Annotated in this window: 11 protein-coding genes and 1 riboswitch; all 11 genes read right to left on the reverse strand. The window is 37.2% G+C overall.

The window, feature by feature from the left end:
* Positions 1-50: 50 nt before the first annotated feature.
* A complete protein-coding gene (locus ACQKNC_RS18685; RefSeq protein ID WP_427426252.1) occupies positions 51-611 on the reverse strand; it encodes a methyltransferase in 561 nt (186 codons plus the stop codon).
* 190 nt (positions 612-801) lie between these two features.
* Positions 802-1413 (reverse strand): response regulator, encoded by a 612-nt coding sequence (locus ACQKNC_RS18690; RefSeq protein WP_427426253.1) that lies wholly within the window; start codon positions 1411-1413, stop codon positions 802-804.
* 16 nt (positions 1414-1429) lie between these two features.
* Positions 1430-2578: a sensor histidine kinase gene (locus tag ACQKNC_RS18695; protein ID WP_427426254.1), complete on the reverse strand. Its 1149-nt coding sequence runs from the start codon at positions 2576-2578 to the stop codon at positions 1430-1432.
* Between the two features lie 163 nt (positions 2579-2741).
* Positions 2742-3773, reverse strand: coding sequence for a fatty acid desaturase (locus ACQKNC_RS18700; RefSeq protein WP_427426255.1), 1032 nt, complete (start codon positions 3771-3773; stop codon positions 2742-2744).
* Between the two features lie 369 nt (positions 3774-4142).
* Positions 4143-4643: an N-acetyltransferase family protein gene (locus tag ACQKNC_RS18705; RefSeq protein WP_427426256.1), complete on the reverse strand. Its 501-nt coding sequence runs from the start codon at positions 4641-4643 to the stop codon at positions 4143-4145.
* Positions 4644-4702: 59 nt separating this feature from the next.
* A complete protein-coding gene (gene metH / locus ACQKNC_RS18710; protein WP_427426257.1) occupies positions 4703-8134 on the reverse strand; it encodes a methionine synthase in 3432 nt (1143 codons plus the stop codon).
* Positions 8127-9974, reverse strand: a complete 1848-nt coding sequence (locus ACQKNC_RS18715; RefSeq protein WP_427426258.1) for a bifunctional homocysteine S-methyltransferase/methylenetetrahydrofolate reductase — start codon at positions 9972-9974, stop codon at positions 8127-8129. Before ACQKNC_RS18715 ends, metH begins: the two co-directional genes overlap by 8 nt.
* Positions 9975-10189: 215 nt before the next feature.
* Positions 10190-10289, reverse strand: a riboswitch (SAM riboswitch).
* A 125-nt stretch (positions 10290-10414) separates the two neighbouring features.
* On the reverse strand, positions 10415-11803 hold the full coding sequence (locus ACQKNC_RS18720) for a protoporphyrinogen oxidase (protein ID WP_427426259.1): 1389 nt from the start codon (positions 11801-11803) through the stop codon (positions 10415-10417).
* A 524-nt stretch (positions 11804-12327) separates the two neighbouring features.
* Positions 12328-13617 carry a protoglobin domain-containing protein gene (locus ACQKNC_RS18725; RefSeq protein WP_427426260.1) on the reverse strand — a complete coding sequence of 430 codons (1290 nt, stop codon included), beginning with the start codon at positions 13615-13617 and terminating at the stop codon, positions 12328-12330.
* An 817-nt stretch (positions 13618-14434) separates the two neighbouring features.
* On the reverse strand, positions 14435-15721 hold the full coding sequence (locus tag ACQKNC_RS18730) for an SEL1-like repeat protein (RefSeq protein ID WP_427426261.1): 1287 nt from the start codon (positions 15719-15721) through the stop codon (positions 14435-14437).
* Between the two features lie 220 nt (positions 15722-15941).
* Positions 15942-16958 (reverse strand): YdcF family protein, encoded by a 1017-nt coding sequence (locus ACQKNC_RS18735; protein ID WP_427426262.1) that lies wholly within the window; start codon positions 16956-16958, stop codon positions 15942-15944.
* Between the last annotated feature and the right edge of the window lie 89 nt (positions 16959-17047).

Here is a 17047-nt window from a genome sequence, read left to right on the forward strand (position 1 = left end):
TAAAAATAATCAGTGGGGATGAAAAAAGCCCCACTGATTAAAGTTTTATATTATTCAACGTGTAACGCAATGGTTGAAACAATTGTTTCTGCTGCATACTCCCATTTACCATCAATAAGACTACCTAATTTTTGCCCAAGTTCTTGTATCATTTCGAGCGTAATCGGGATATCATTCTTTTGTGCTAATGTAGCAAGAAATGGTGCAGATAAACTTGTCCAACCTCCACGGTCAATTTTAATCTCTACTTTCTTTACTTCTCCATTTTCTATATCAATACGGTAGTATAACTGATCATCCGGACGCCAGCTTAAGTGATGGGATATTTGCCCATTTACAACTGTTAGTTCATTCTTTTTCGAAATAGAAGCTGGTTTTACATTAAATTCATGACCTAGTACATTTAATTTTTTAATTTCAGGACCGACTAATGCCGCCTGAACAGCTAGATCCATATTACTTTGTAGTGGGATAGATGCCTCCGTCTCAACTACTGGATCAACCATATCGTTGCTTGCAGCAAAAACGGCTGAAGGATATGCGCTAGTCATGGCAAAAGTTGTTGCTAATAATGCTGTTGAAGTAACTTTCATAATTTTTCCCATAATCATTTTCATCCTTCCTATTAGAATATTTATAGTTTTCTAAATATTATCATTAGTAGTCTAAATATTCAATATGCTAATATATCTTTTATAATAATAAAAGGCACTGAATTTAAATGATTCAATGCCTTTTGTCTATTTTTAAACCATACACTTTCTTAGGTATAAGGGTATTCATGATAGGTTCTTAAGCTACTTATTTATTCCAGCCTTTTTCTTTAAAGCGTGCAATGGCTTCAATACGATTCCCAACATTTAATTTTTCTAAAATAGTGGAGATGTAGTTTCGAACAGTCCCTGCCGATAAAAATAATTCTGCAGCAATTTCTTTTGTCGTTTTCCCCTCTGCAACAAGTGTCAGTACCTGGCTCTCACGGTCAGTTAAAGGATTTTCACTATCATCCTCATAGACAAAATCAACGAGTTCAGGCGCATATATTCTTTTGCCATCCATTATTGTGCGAATGGCACTGGCCAATTCTTCTATCGGACTATCCTTTAGTAGATAACCACGAACGCTGGCCTTTCTTGCACGCTCAAAATAACCTGGCCTTGCAAATGTCGTTAATATAATCACTTTACAATCAGAACCTGAGCAATGCAGGTCCTCAGCAGCATCCAATCCAGTTTTCACTGGCATTTCAATATCCATAATACAAATATCAGGCTGATGCTCTTCTACAAGCGCCAATGCTTCCTCACCATTTTTTGCTAAGCCGACGACCTCCATATCATCCTCCATACTAAGTAATGAACGAAGTGCGCCTAATAGCATACCCTGATCTTCAGCAATTACAATTCGTATCATGTCACAATCCTCTTTTCTATATGTTCTTCAGATTTTCTTTGACCTTCTGATGCGTAATCGCCACTGGAATCGACACTGTTAAAGTAGTGCCCTCTTCACTTTCGATTTTAAAGAAACCGTTTATAAACTCTAAGCGTTCTCGCATTCCCTTTAATCCGTTACCAGTTTTCCAAGCTTGCTTTTTGGAGATACCTTGCCCATTATCACGAACTACTAAATATACTTCCTTAAAGTTTTGATGGAAGGCAATTTCGCATTTTGTAGCGCCACTATGCTTAACGACATTATTAACTGCCTCTTTTAAGCACATGGATAAAACATTTTCTACAAGTGGTGGAACTTGTAATGAATCTTTATCCCCCTCAAATACAAACTCCATTTCAGCGGCCTTTAATATTTGAGAAATACGCATAAGCTCGTCCTCAAACCTAGCCGTTCGCATACCGGATACTAATTCACGTACCTCTTTTAATGCGATACTTGCTGTCTGGCGGATATCCTTAATCTCTGTTAGAGCCTGCTGTGGATCACGTTCAATTAATCTTGAAGCTAAGTCACTTTTTAAGCCTATCATCGATAACTTTTGACCGAGAGTATCATGTAAATCCCGAGCAATACGTTGGCGTTCCTCAAAAACAATTAACTCAGCTATTCGTTCATTAGCAGTCTCAAGCTGCCCCTCTAAATTTTCGCGTTTATTTTTCGAATAAATCGTTAGTGGGAGAAGCACAACCGCTAGAATCGTCAAAACAACAAATGGTAGTTGTGATAAAAATAAATGTAGCTCAACGAAGAAGCCAGCACCTGTAGAAATAACCGTAAAACCAATATGTAGACCATACATAATATAGAAGCCAACAGGTTTACGAATATTTCCAATGAAGAAAGCTGTGAAAATTGATAAATACACGTAGCCAAACAATATGGTCATAACGATATTAATGACCATTTCAAAGCTAATCCACATATAAACAAGACCGTTTTTCGAATTCATGGAAAACCGATAGAAAATAAAATATAGCATTAAAAATGTAATACCCATTGATATTTCTATATAGGATGATTTTCTAAAAATGAAGAAAAACGGTAGGAAACAGAAAATAATCCATAAATATACGCTGAGCATTGGACTATTCGGAATAATACTTTGCCATTTCCTCAACATAATCTCACGCTCTTTCCTACTTTTCCCTTATTATAACAAGAAAATTAATTTTATGCCTGCACATGGTTTTTACCGTGACAGCTGTACAGTTGCTTCATCCACAATATATGATTTTATTACGTAAAACAGCCATCCCTAAGAAGAGATGGCTGAAAAAATTTTACTAAGCAGCAAAACTGCCTCTTGCTTTTCGCTTGATTATTTCATTAACATCTTTAAAGCTTACAAACTTACCTTGTTCTTCATCATATAACTTGTAGCGTAATGATTCTAAGCTTGTACGTAACGTAATAGTCGTTGCAGTGTGTAATGGTGGTATGTCATTATGCGCTTTTTCAAGGTTATAGTTTGGTACACGAGGGGCTAAATGGTGTACATGGTGGAAGCCGATATTACCTGTAGCCCATTGTAATAACTTTGGTAATTTATAATACGAGCTACCTTCAACAGCAGCCTTTACATAATCCCATTCTTTATCATGCTCAAAATATGAATCCTCGTACGTATGTTGGATATAGAATAACCAAATACCTAGAGAACCAGCAATAAATAATGTTACACCCTGTACTAATAAAAATGCTTGCCAACCCATAAAGTAAATTAAAGCTATACAAATTCCAGAAATAACAACATTTGTTAAATATGTGTTAAAGCGTTCCTTCTGTTTAGCGTCTTTACGATTAAAACGATTTAATACTAACACCATTAATAGTGGTCCTAAGCCGAACATTACGAACGGATTACGGTAAAAACGATACCATAAACGTTGTCCTTTAGATGCTTGTAAAAATTCTTCTACTGTCATCATATCAATATCACCGATACCACGCTTGTCTAAGTTCGAGCTAGTTGCGTGGTGAATTGTATGTTCACGCTTCCATTTTTCATACGGGAATGATGTTAACACTCCAGTTACAAAACCAACCCAGTCGTTTGCTTTTTTACTTTTGAAAAATGAACCGTGTGTACAATCATGGAAAATAATAAATGTTCTTACGACAAAGCCAGCAGAAATTGCACTTAACCCAACTGTTAGCCATGGTGAAATATCCACTAACATATAGCCTGCTACCCATAGAGCAATTAAAGGTACAATCGTATTTACCATTTGAAAAATACTTTTACCTGTGTCAGATTTCGCAAATGGTGCTACGTCCTGGCGCAGTTTTTTTGTTTTTTCTTTATCTGTTGCCATTGTTTTTACTCCCTCGTTTCCTTTTCCTTATGACCTCATCATAAAACAAGAGTGTAATCATGCAACAGAAGCAAACATCATAAAAAGGATATGACATTTGTCATATCCTTTTATCTTGTCTGCAAAGAAAATAAATATAAATTTTTATGGCTACTCACTATAAAGTAGAGTAGATTTCCGTTCCGGCTGGGCGCTTTCCTGGGGGCGTCCAGCCTCCACTCCAATCAACCTATTATACAATGTATATTTCATCCCCAAATTTTGGCGATAGGCTTTTAAGTGTAGCATTGATATGAGTAGGCAAGCTGAACAAAAAGAGTATAGCAAGGATTAACATATTATAAAGAAAGAATATGACACGACATACCCTTATGCTTTTGGTCCAGTTAACTGTAGCTGATAAAATACAAGATCTAGCCACTGTCCAAATTTATAGCCTGCATTTTTAATTGTACCCGCATATTCGAAGCCTAGTTTTTCATGTATTTTAATGCTTCCGATATTTTCACCATCAATGCCTGCTACGAGTGTCTTCACATCTTGCTCTTTAGCAATTCGAATAAGTTCATGCATTAACTGTGAAGCTATCCCCTTTTGATAGTGTTCCTTATGCACATACACAGAGTGCTCCATTGTGTGCTTATAACCTGGATATGGACGAAACTGACTATATGTTGCAAAGCCGATTACTGTGCCATTTTCATCAAAGACCAGCAGTGGATTACCCGTTGTTTGCTGCTCCTTGAACCATTGTCTTTTATCTTCTAACGATTGTGTTTCATATCGATAAACGGCTTTGCTCGTTAAAATAATATCATTGTAAATTTCTAAAACCTCAGGTAAATCTTTCTCTTCCATTAATCGAATCATCATTTTCACGTCCCAACCATTTCTACTCTTTACGTAAAGATACACTATTTTTTCTAGCATTACACATTAAAGTATCGAGCATCTGGATGTGCAAAAACGATTGCTGAAACAGAGGCTTCTGGCTCCATCATAAAGCCTTCCGTTAAATGAACGCCAATGTCCTCTGGTTTTAATAAGCCAAACAGTTTCTCCTGATCCTCTAAGTTCGGACATGCAGGATAGCCGAATGAAAAGCGTTGTCCTTGATATTTTGCCGCGAAACGGTCACGCATTGTAAAATCTGTCGCATCCGGGAAGCCCCACTGGTCACGAATTTCTTGGTGCATACGCTCCGCGAAGCCTTCTGCAAGCTCAAGAGCTGTAGATTGTAATGCATGACTTTCAAGGAATCTCCCTTCCTCTTTTAGTTGACGTGCCTTCGCCATAACCCCTTGCCCTGCTGTTACCACCATTAAGGCAACATAGTCCATTTCACCGCTCTCGACTGTTTTCAGGAAATCTGCAAGACATAAAAACGGTTCAACTTGCTGACGTGGGAAGGTAAATCGTTCAATTTCTGTTTTGCTATCTGCTGGATCATAAACGACTACATCATCTCCATCTGCTTGTGCAGGGAAAAACTGATACATACCTGATGGCTTCAATACATCACTTTGTAAATAATCATCGACTAAATCTTTTAACTCTGTTGCTCTTGCATCGCCAACATCAAGTAATTGCTGTACTTGACCCTTTAAACCTAGATGATGTCCAAGTAATGTCCGCATATTAACATATGGATATAAATGCGAAACAGCATATTTTCTCTTTACATGGCGTCGCATATCAGCTGGAAGAAAGACAGAAGCTTCCTTTACAGTGCGTACAGGCTTTACAATTACTTCTTTTGCCGGACGAGCAGCTCTTTTTTCGTCTGCCTCTAAGCGTTTTTTTCGAGATTCCTCAATTTCAACTAAGAAATCAGCACGTGTATCTGTCCCCATTAATCGATTTACCTGCTCTAATCCTTGCATCGCATCCTTTGAATAAATGACAGGTCCATTATATTCGCCGGCGATTTTTGTTTCAGTAAAGCGGCGAGACAATGCCGCCCCTCCTACTAAAATAGGTACGTCAATACCTGCTTCCTTGAAATCCTGAGCTGTAATAACCATTTGCTGCGCTGATTTTACTAGTAAGCCTGAAAGCCCGATGAAATCTGGCTTCTCCTTGCGAATCGCTTCTATTAATTGAGCAGGTGTTACTTTAATGCCCAGATCAATCACTTTATAGCCATTATTACTTAAAATAATATCGACAAGGTTTTTCCCAATATCATGCACATCGCCTTTTACAGTAGCAAGTACCATCTTCCCCTTGCCAGCACTCTCTTCATCTTTCTCCATAAATTGCTCTAAATGTGCCACTGCTGCCTTCATAACCCCCGCTGATTGCAATACTTCCGCTACAATCAGCTGGTTATCGTTAAATAAGCGCCCAACCTCTGCCATTCCATCCATTAATGGTCCATTTATAATATCAAGCGGTGTTTCAAAAATTTCACGAGCAGCATCTAAATCTTCAATTAGTCCTTCTTTTGTACCCTCTAAAATATAGTAAGCCAAACGACCTTCTACAGTTTTCGGAATATCTGCCTCTGTTTTTTCCTTCTTTTTATCACGATAGAAATCTGTGAAGACAGCTAATGTTTCATCATTTGTATTAAAGAGTAAATCATTAGCTAGCTTAATTTCCTCTTCAGGAATGGATGCATAACGTTCTAGCTTCTCCGTATTAACAATTGCATAATCTAAACCAGCAAGAGTACAGTGATATAAATACACGGCATTCAATACTTCACGACCTACTGGTGGTAATCCGAATGAAATATTACTTACACCAAGCACCGTTAATGTACGAGGCATTTTTTCTTTAATCAGGCGAATTCCTTCTACCGTTTCAAGTGCCGAGCCAATATACTGCTCATCTCCCGTACCTACAGGGAACATTAATGGGTCGAAGATAATATCTTCTGGAGCAATACCCCACTTTTCTGTTAACAATTTATATGAACGTTCAGCAATCTCTAGCTTGCGATGTCGATCAACCGCCATACCCTGTTCATCAATTGTACCGACAACTAAAGAGGCGCCATATTTTTTCACTAGCGGTAAAACTGCGTCAAAACGCTCCTCACCATCCTCTAAGTTAATAGAATTAATGATGGCTTTTCCTTGAGAAAACTTAAGTGCTTCCTCAATTACTTTTTCATCTGTTGAATCAATTACAAGAGGTACTTTTACTTTTTTTACAACCTCCTGCATAAAGCCTCGCATATCCGCTAATTCATCGCGGTCAGGATTCGCTAAACAAATATCGATCACATGTGCTCCATTTTTCACCTGAGCACGCGCGATTTCAGCCGCTTCCTCAAACTTCCCATCAATAATTAAATTTTTAAACTTACGAGAGCCGATGACATTTGTCCGTTCTCCAATAAATAACGGACGCATAGAATCGTCGTACACCAATGGCTCGATACCTGAGACTACATGACCATGCGTTGCATCTGGTAATTGTCGAGGCTTTTCGTCCTTTAGCACCTCTCGAATAGCAGCAATATGTGCTGGCGTTGTACCACAGCAGCCCCCAACAATATTAAGCCAGCCCTTTTCTGCAAAGCCTTTTAGCTTTTGTGACAAAGATTCAGGTGACTCATGATAGCAGCCTTCCTCGTCCGGCAATCCTGCATTCGGGTAACAGCTAATATAGCCTGTTGAAAGCTCTGCTAGAGAACGAATATGATCAGTCATAAATTCTGGTCCAGTCGCACAGTTTAAACCAACTGACAATGGCTTTATATGCTCGATGGAAATATAAAAAGCATCAATTGTTTGACCGGCCAGCGTCGTTCCCATCGGTTCAATTGTTCCAGATATCATCACAGGAAGCTCTTTTCCAGTTGCCTTAAAGGCACGAGATACCCCCAATGTCCCTGCTTTTACATTCAGCATATCCTGACTAGTTTCTAGCAACAGAACGTCCGCTCCGGCTTCAATTAATGCCTTTGCCTGAACATAAAAGTTTTCCTCTAACTCATCAAATGTAATTCCACCTGTAACCGATAAGGTTTTTGTAGTTGGTCCCATTGCCCCTGCTACAAAACGTGGCCAGTCGGATGTTGAAAACTCATCCACTGCTTTGCGTGCAATTTCCACAGCCCGTTTATTGATTTCTTCTGCCTTCGCACCAAGATCATATTCATTTAATACAAGTGGTGTACCTCCAAATGTATTTGTACAAATAATATCTGCTCCAGCCTCTAAGTATTTTCTATGAACTTTTTCAAGCACATCTGGTCTAGTTAGCACGAGATTTTCATTACAGCCGTCATATTCCTCGCCGCCAAAATCCTCTGCTGATAAATTTTCATTTTGTAGCATTGTACCCATTGCGCCATCAAGAATTAAAATTCGTTTCTCTAGTTGCTCTTCAATCAAGTGCTTAGCCATTTATACTTACCCCTTTTTTCTGTTCATCCAATTGCTCAATAAATTTCATTAATTCTAGTGTCATATCGTAGCGTAAAAATGGTGTGATGAGGTAAATACCATTGAAATATTCCGCTGCTACTTCTACTAATTCTTTAGCAATTGCAATCCCTTCTAGTGTTGCGCGTTCCTTATCATCCCCACAAGCCTTCATACGCGTTAACGCATCATCTGATAGCTTGATGCCCGGTACTTCATGATGTAAGAACTCCGCACTTTTATAGCTCGTTACTGGCATAATACCTATATAAATCGGTGTTTCTAAATGCTTTGTTGCCTCGTAAATTTCCACGATTTTTTCCTTTGTATAAACAGGCTGTGAAATAAAATAATCTGCCCCATGTTCAATTTTCTTTTCTAATCGAGAGACAGCGCGATCCAGCACACGTACATTAGGATTAAACGCAGCCGCTACAGAGAAATTTGCCTTTTTACGAAGTGGTTTCCCTGAGAACGATACACCTTTATTTAACTGTTTTATTAATTGGATTAGCTCCATTGATGATACATCATAAACGCTAGTTGCCCCTGGGAAATCTCCTACCTTTGTCGGATCTCCAGTAACTGCTAAAATATCATGAATCCCTAGTGCATTTAATCCCATTAAATGTGATTGAAGACCAATTAAATTACGATCTCGGCATGTTATATGTGTCAATGGGCGGACCCCGTGCGTTTCTTTCAGTAAGGCACCCATTGCGACATTGCTAATCCTTGGAGAAGCAAGTGAATTATCAGCCATCATGACGACATCCGCGCCCGCCTCATATAATTTTTTTGCCCCTTTAATAAAGCCCTCAATCTCTAAATGTCTTGGTGTATCTAACTCCACTATAACTGAGCGTTCACGTTTTACTTTTACATGTAATGGCTCGTAATTTGGTGGTTCTGCCTCACGTAAAAACTCTACTTTTTCTGGCTTCGCGTACTTTTCCTCTACTGGAGATAGCTCCTCTAAGTGCTTTTTCACAGCAGCAATATGCTTTGGTGTCGTACCACAACAGCCACCAATTAAACGCACCCCCTGATCGCGAAGTGCTACAGCTGCTCGCCCAAAGTAATCTGCCTCTGATTCATAAACGACACGGCCATCCTCCAAGTCAAGAAGAGAGGCATTCGGATATGCCGACATAAATGCCTTTTCTGGAAGCTCTACACCTTCAAATGCTTGTATAGTATGGTGCGGACCTAAGCGACAGTTAACACCAACGATATCAGCACCTAGCGCTTCAAGTTCATGTAAAGCATTATTTAAACTCATTCCATTTTGTAAAACTCCTGGTTCATGCATAGAAACTTGAGCAATAATCGGTAATATTGTTTTAGTTCGTAGCATTGTTAAAGTTGCTGTTAGTTCTTCAAAATCATAATATGTTTCAAGTAAAAGGCCATCTGGATTTCCTGCAAGTAAAACAGTGGCTTGCTCATCAACCGTTGCTAAAATTTCCTCTAACGTTGCGTCACTCTTTCGAATACCGCGGATTCCCCCAATAGTACCTAAGACAAATTGTCCACCCTCTGCCGCCGCTCGTTTTGCAATCGTTATAGCAGCTTCATTAAACTGCTGCACACGAGATTCTAATCCATAGCGGGCTAATTTTATGGCATTAGCACCGTAAGTGTTCGTTTGAATAATATCGGCACCAGCTGCTATATATTCTCTATGAATCTTTTCAATTAATTCAGGTTTTTGTATATTCATTTCCTCATGGCAGTACTCCAAGCCATAACCATATAAAACTGTACCAATTGCACCATCTGCTGTAAGAACATTTGTTTTTAACCTTTCAAGCAATCCCATAAAATTAGCCTCTCTTCCCTTATCTATATCAATTATGCCTCGGCATAATTCCGTGACATCCGCCGGAGGCTTTAGGCCAAACACGACGTAGCAACTTAAATCCGTTTATTCATCTCACCACCTATAGAGGTGGGAGACTTCAGCTGAAAGAAGTTAAAATAAAAAAGCCTTCTTTTACATAAAAAGAAGGCTTTAACGTTTCGTAATTGTTTTCCTTCTCATCTTCGACACAATGGTCTTCTGGATTTAGCACCTGACAATAAGTTGGTTGCTGAAGCTTCATAGGGCCAGTCCCTCAGCTTCTCTTGATAAGAATTTAGTATGAATTTTTTAAATAATTAAAAGAATCATAACGTTTACAAACGATTGAGTCAAGACTATTTCACTGAACACAGGATAATTTTTGCGAAAAATATAATATTTTGATTTATATCAGACAATTACGATAGTTTTCCAGCAAGTTCTTCACCAATTTTTTTACCATTTTGAATACATGCACCTATGCCTACTCCAAAATAAGAGCATCCCGCTATGGATAAATTCGGATAGTTTTTCTCAAGCTCTTGCACTAAACCTTGCAACGCTTCACGATGTGCCAAATCATACTTCGGCATCTGGTCAATCCATTTTGTCACATCGACAACAGTTGGTTTTTCCTCAATCCCCAAGCTTTTTCTTACATCCTCTAGGGCAACAGCTGCTAACTCTTCATTTGTCATCATACGCAATCCTTCATACGCAGGGTTAATGCTCTTATAAAAAAGTCGTACAAGTAATTTTCCTTCGGATGAGGTATGTTTCCACTTGCGACTTGTCCACGTTGCTGCATTACAAATAACATCTGAATTATGGGATACTATATAGCCTGTTCCATCTGCTGGTAATCTATTATCAGGTACATCAAACCCTAAATAAATCGTAATTGCGGATGCAGTATTGAATTGTTCAAAATAGCAGTTCAAAGATTTATCCTGCAATAAGCTTTGTACCGATTCATTTGGCAGTGCCATTACAACATGATTTGCTTCTATCATTTTACCGTTTGCTAATGTAACAAGGTATTGATTTTCCTGCTTTTTAACACTAGTAGTGGCAATTCCTTTTATAACTTCTACATCCGTTAATGTTTCTTCAAGCCTATCAATTAGTGATGATAAACCATTTTTAAATGAAATAAATTTTTTATTGGATGCTTTCACAAATTGTTCCCTATTTGCATCGAAACCTTTAATAATACTACCGTAATCATTTTTGTAATCGATTAAATACGGTAAAGTGGAAGCAATTGAAAGTTGATTTAAATCTCCCGAATATACACCTGCAAGTACGGGCGCTATTTGGTTTTGAACAAGCTCCTCACCTAAATAATACGTTAGAAATTCCCCAATAGAGCTTTCCTTTGTAAACCCTTCATTTGGCATTGTTAAATCCTTTAATGCTTCTTTTTTACCTTCCTCTGATACAAGCGTACTTTCCTCAAGAGATTGTAAGCTCATAGGAATACCGAACGTTGAGTCTGCTGGGATGGCATGTAGCTCATTATTTGTGTAAATATATGAAACACCCGTTTCATTGTACACAAGATTTTGCTCAAAATTAAGTTCCTCTACTAACTCCATGACACCTTTATGACGCGCTACAATAGAATCTGCACCTGTTTCCATGATGAAACCTTGTTCGTATGCAGAGTGAATCTTGCCACCAAGGTATGTATTTTTTTCAACAAGCACAAGTTTTACATCTAAATTTTTCTCCTGAACTTGGCGTTGTAAATAATGCATCGTACACAATCCCGTAATTCCGCCACCTAATACAACAACTGTTTTCATATTAACCGCCCCTATTTTTAGTTCTTTATTCAGTATAAACTTTTTTATCGAAAAATTACGTTAAACCCTTTACAAATTTAGCAAAAATGGAGCTAACCAGCGGGAATGTTGTGGCGCTTTAGATGTGATTTCCGTACCAGGCTACTAGCTTTCGCGCAAAAAACATTTGGTGCTGTCCATTCGCTTTCGCACAGAAAACATTCGTTGCCCAAAGCGGCTCATCGAACAGTCGGAACGGAGATCAACCTCTCGTTTTGCCTAAGAGTCATACTTTATTTAATATGACACCCTAATTTCATTTACATAATAGTTTTCAACAACATGAAAGGAGCTATCCAGCGTATTGGATAGCTCCTTTTGTTTCACAGCATATATTGAATTAAACAGTACATGTCCACTAGAGGCTTTTATCTGCCTAATAGATATTATATATTAACAGTTGATATAGTGTTATTTATACCCTGAAGTTTGTAGCACCTAAAAAAATTAAAACACTATTTCTTCGCCTTTTACTTTTCTCTTAATTAATTTAAATTTTGTGCAAAGCTAGCTAACGTTTTAGCAGAATTTTTTACTTCATTAAAAGCAATACCTAAATCGCCTAGAATTTCTACTATTGCTTGTACTTCTTTTTCCATCCGACCATTTTGTTCTTTGGCTTCGGTCATAGCTTCCAATATGTTAATAAATTGTCCTTCCGTTCGAACCATATTTTCTTCGCCAGATGCTACCTCTTCTTGAATATTACTAAGCGAATGAACAAGTTTATCTGTTCGCTCATTCGTTATGTGTAGTAACGTCGCTACCGATGTGACAGATTCCTTTGTTTGAATCGATAGTTTTCTCACTTCATCTGCAACAACACTAAAGCCTTTACCCGCTTCTCCAGCACGAGCAGCTTCTATTGCCGCATTTAAAGCCAACAAGTTTGTTTGATTAGCGATATTTGTAACGACGTTCATAATTGATTCCATTTCCTTCGACATATCTGACAACTGTGCAATATTCTCCGTTATATCATTAAGCGAGAAAATAATATTACTCATATTTTGTGATTGATTCTGTAATCGTTCACGACCTTCTAATGCCTGACTCTCAGCCATAGTCGACACTTGAAGTGATTTTTTTGCTAGTTGTTTAATTTCATCTGATTGTTTACTTAAGCGACAAAATGAGTTATTCGTTTCCTGAGATATTGTGGCAAGGGCTTCCGAAGACTCAACAATCTTTTTCTCCACCACTTCTTTTTCACGTTCTATATTTTCATGAAGTTGCTCAATTGTGTGCTCAAACGCTTCTAAAACCAATTGTTGCTCAAAATTAGAAATTTTAGAGATAGCTCGAATTGTATTGAGCTGATCCATAGGATGATTAATATGTTCTTCAACCAAGTCAATAAATGATGCCGTTAACTCCTGGAAAGCACAAATATACCATTGCGTTTTTAGCCCGATGTGGACATGAACCTTAGCAATTTTAACTCGTCTTTGATAAAAATCATCATCAATCATACCATTAAACATTTCAATTATATGACGTCGCAATGTAATTTTCAGCTTTTCCACAGAACTATGTCTATTAATAATATCTACTAAATTACGTTCAGTTCCAATTTTTTTATAAAATCGATTAACAATGTGATCAATATTGTCTTCTACAAAAGGTTGAAATGCTTTTAAATATTGTAAGTCCCGATTTGTCAATTTGAGCAAATCAATTTGCTGTTTCATTGAATGGCTATTAGCTATATCCATTTTTACAATGTATTGTTGTAAATCTAATGCCATTGTCTTTCTCTGTTTTTGAAAAATCACACATTTACCTTCTTTCATGTCGTGTACTTTTGAAAAGCTGAGAAAATCTATTTCCGTTCACCAGAAATATAAGAAATTAGGACGGTTTCATTCCGACTGGGTGCTTTCCTGAGACGTCCGACGAGTTGTAAAGAGTTGCCCAGCCTTCGCTCCAATCAACTAATACATATGTGGCATATGTTTTAATAAATGTCGTCCTCAACTTTTAGTGATAAGCCATCAGGATGTTAGTTAACCATTTCTATCCCTTTCATTAGAAGACGCTGATTTCTGCTACGGGCTACAATCAACTAAAAAATGGGCATACATAAGCAAAATATCAACAATAAATCCTTTTATCGGTCAATAGTAAACCTATATTTTCTTATTCAACATGTCCATGCCTAATAAGAAAAGGTACCATTAATATTGCAAAAAAAAGTCTAACAAAATCACATTAAAATTAGCTATAGCTACTATCTACTTTTTCAAAATCACTCATATACAATATACATTTTATAAATAGCTGTCAATTTTCATATATACATTTTTTCCCACAAATTGTATATAAAGTCCCTGTTACTTAACTTATTGTACTAAGCAGTAAAAAAGCTACCACAATACTTTTGGGTAGCCAATTTACATCGTCTCTGTTTTTTTATGCTTACATTTTCCTTGTTTTAGTTTGTAGTAATTACTACTTCATTATATTAATATTATTACAATTAGTTGAACCTGATAACATATACCCAAACAAACCCTAGAAACAAATACTTAAGACCTATATAAATAGAGCCGATAATCGAATCTAAATACTCATTATTTTTTAATAAAAAATTTACATTCCTTTTAATTCTTGCAGTAAACCAGCTGCCTCCTCATTTCCTGCATCTGCTGCAAGTCCATACCACTTTATAGCCTCTTTAATATTTCTAGCTATTCCTTCGCCTTTATTGTATATATGCCCTAGTTGTAATTTAGCTTCCGAATCACCTTGAAGAGCAGCCTGTTTAAACCAATGAATACCTTTTTCAATATTTCGTATACCTGTTAACCCTTGGCTCCAAATAAAGCCCAAATCATAAAAGGCATCGACATGATATTGCTCTGCAGCTCTTTCATACCAATATAATCCACGGTTCGCATCTTTAGGTTGCCCTAGACGTCCCTCCAAGTAGATTCCTCCAAGCCTATATTGTGCCTCAACATAGCCTGCTTCAGCAGATTTTTTATAGCAGCTACATGCTTGCTCCTCGTCTACATCGATTCCTAATCCTTGCTCGTAAATAATTCCGAGTGTAAACATAGCCTCTGCCACACCTTGTTGTGCAGCGAAATCAAACCACTTCTTCGCAAGGACCAAATTTTCTGATACTCCCTCACCATTAAAGTACATATCCGCTAAATTATTAGCAGCATCTGGATGCCCTTGCTTTGCTGCAGCCTCATACAATGAAAAAGCCGTATTATAGTTTTCTTGAACACCTATACCTTCAAAATAAAAATTACCAAGTGCATATTGTGCATCAGCATTACCTTGTGATGCAGCTAACTCAAACCACTTTATTGATTTTCCGGATTGGAAATATTCACCATCAATTGCATTATAATATTCCCCAAGCTGTAATTGTGCCTCTACATCCTGTTCCTCGATGGCATCTTTGTATAGGTCAATGATGACCTCATGATCTAGATCCTCTTCATCAAACGCCTCAACCTGCTCATTTTGGTGAATAAAAAACCATTCCAATATATCAAGTAAATCATCAACAACTTCAACACAATTGGCAATCTTCTCAAGAGAAGAAATTTGCCAAATGAAAATATAGATAGGGAGTGGAATTGCTTCACGCAGTAAATCATCATATTCAGCTAAAAGCGTTAGCACATTCTCCTGTACCGACTGTGTCTGTTCTGGATGTATAATTTGTAAATGTCGTTGTTGATTTTTTTTCAAAAGTCCTCGCACAACTTGATATAATATTTTGTGCAAAGCTGCTAATTGTACTTCTTCGACTGTTATCAAATTAATGTTTTGCGCAAACCATGTATCTTGTGTTTGCGTGAGCTTTTGTAAGGATCTAATTCGCTCTTTATTTTGTTTTGCTAAAAATTGCCCATACATACGTTTCCCCCCTTGCACACTATCAATTTCGCCTTAGCGTAATTGTTGTTGCTGTCGTGATAAACATTGTTGCTGTCGCTTTGCTTTCGCACAGATAAACATTGTTGCTGTCGCTTTGCTTTCGCACAGATAAACATTGTTGCTGTCGCTAAAAAACATTTACTGAATAGAGATAAAAAACTGTCTTACCACTATTATATGGAAGACAGTTTGAAATTGGTTACACATATGCTCTCAAGATTAATCCAATGAACAATGTAATAAACAAAAAGACAGTGATATGAATCCATTTATACATTTCTAATAAACCGATAAATTCACGAGTAAATGCATTAGGTACATAATAAAAGGCAGTCCTTGAACCAACGCCTTGTGCATCAAGCTTCGCCTTTTTAGCATAAATACTTGCACGAAAAACATGAAAATTATTCGTTACAAATAGGGATCGATATTTTTTTCCTTGAGCATGTTTATCCATAATTTCTTTAGAGAATGCCATATTCTGTTCAGTATTTGTCGATTGATCTTCCTTAAATACTTTTTGAGTTGGTATCTGATGTTCGTCAACTATATATTTTTTCATAGCATATGCTTCTGATACTTTTTCATCATTTCCCTGTCCACCTGAGACGATAATGTAAGGCCGTTCACCATATTTTTGAAATTGCTTTACAGCCTCGTCTAAACGACTAGCTAAAAGTGGTGGCACTTTATCTCCGATTAACCCTGACCCTAGTACAATAATATAGTTAGGCTCATAAAGGATTGGTGTAAAATGATATAGAGATGCATAGGCCATTATGCTTGTGTATATAAACATTGTATAGCCAAAAACTAAAAACGCATAGAAGAAAAGAATATGCCAAATTTCATTTTCGATATTTGCAAAAATCACAAATACATACCAAATCATCATGATAAAAAAGCTCAAGCCAAAAACAGCTAACAATAGATTACGAACTTTACGTCCTTCTTTTTCAAGTAAAACTTTACTATTAAAAAACGTAGCTATCGATAAAATAAACATAATACTCGGGAAACTTCCAAGTATTATAACTATACCCATCTTCGACACAATCCCCTGCTCATTTTGGAGCAATAAAGGATATTGACTAATTATTGTGCTCAAAATATACATCCCTAAAAAACCTAAAACTACTGCATTGAGAAAACGTCTTTTTTCCGTTAAATATAACATTAAAAAAATTGACATTAATAGTAATAATGTTGAAATCATCGTCTCACTCCTTTCTTTTCAACTATATACATGGCATAAGTAATACGTAATGCATTCTAACCTTTGGTGGTGAGCGCTGACACTACTTG

Origin of the sequence: Lysinibacillus sp. NPDC094177 (assembly GCF_050279145.1) — a bacterium.
Classification (GTDB): Bacteria; Bacillota; Bacilli; order Bacillales_A; family Planococcaceae; genus Lysinibacillus.

Excerpts from the sequence above, each read along its gene's own strand:
- ACQKNC_RS18685 (WP_427426252.1), bottom strand. The coding sequence starts at position 611 with ATGATTATGGGAAAAATTATGAAAGTTACTTCAACAGCATTATTAGCA.
- ACQKNC_RS18690 (WP_427426253.1), bottom strand. The coding sequence starts at position 1,413 with ATGATACGAATTGTAATTGCTGAAGATCAGGGTATGCTATTAGGCGCA.
- ACQKNC_RS18695 (WP_427426254.1), bottom strand. The coding sequence starts at position 2,578 with ATGTTGAGGAAATGGCAAAGTATTATTCCGAATAGTCCAATGCTCAGC.
- ACQKNC_RS18700 (WP_427426255.1), bottom strand. The coding sequence starts at position 3,773 with ATGGCAACAGATAAAGAAAAAACAAAAAAACTGCGCCAGGACGTAGCA.
- ACQKNC_RS18705 (WP_427426256.1), bottom strand. The coding sequence starts at position 4,643 with ATGATTCGATTAATGGAAGAGAAAGATTTACCTGAGGTTTTAGAAATT.
- metH (WP_427426257.1), bottom strand. The coding sequence starts at position 8,134 with ATGGCTAAGCACTTGATTGAAGAGCAACTAGAGAAACGAATTTTAATT.
- ACQKNC_RS18715 (WP_427426258.1), bottom strand. The coding sequence starts at position 9,974 with ATGGGATTGCTTGAAAGGTTAAAAACAAATGTTCTTACAGCAGATGGT.
- ACQKNC_RS18720 (WP_427426259.1), bottom strand. The coding sequence starts at position 11,803 with ATGAAAACAGTTGTTGTATTAGGTGGCGGAATTACGGGATTGTGTACG.
- ACQKNC_RS18730 (WP_427426261.1), bottom strand. The coding sequence starts at position 15,721 with ATGTATGGGCAATTTTTAGCAAAACAAAATAAAGAGCGAATTAGATCC.
- ACQKNC_RS18735 (WP_427426262.1), bottom strand. The coding sequence starts at position 16,958 with ATGATTTCAACATTATTACTATTAATGTCAATTTTTTTAATGTTATAT.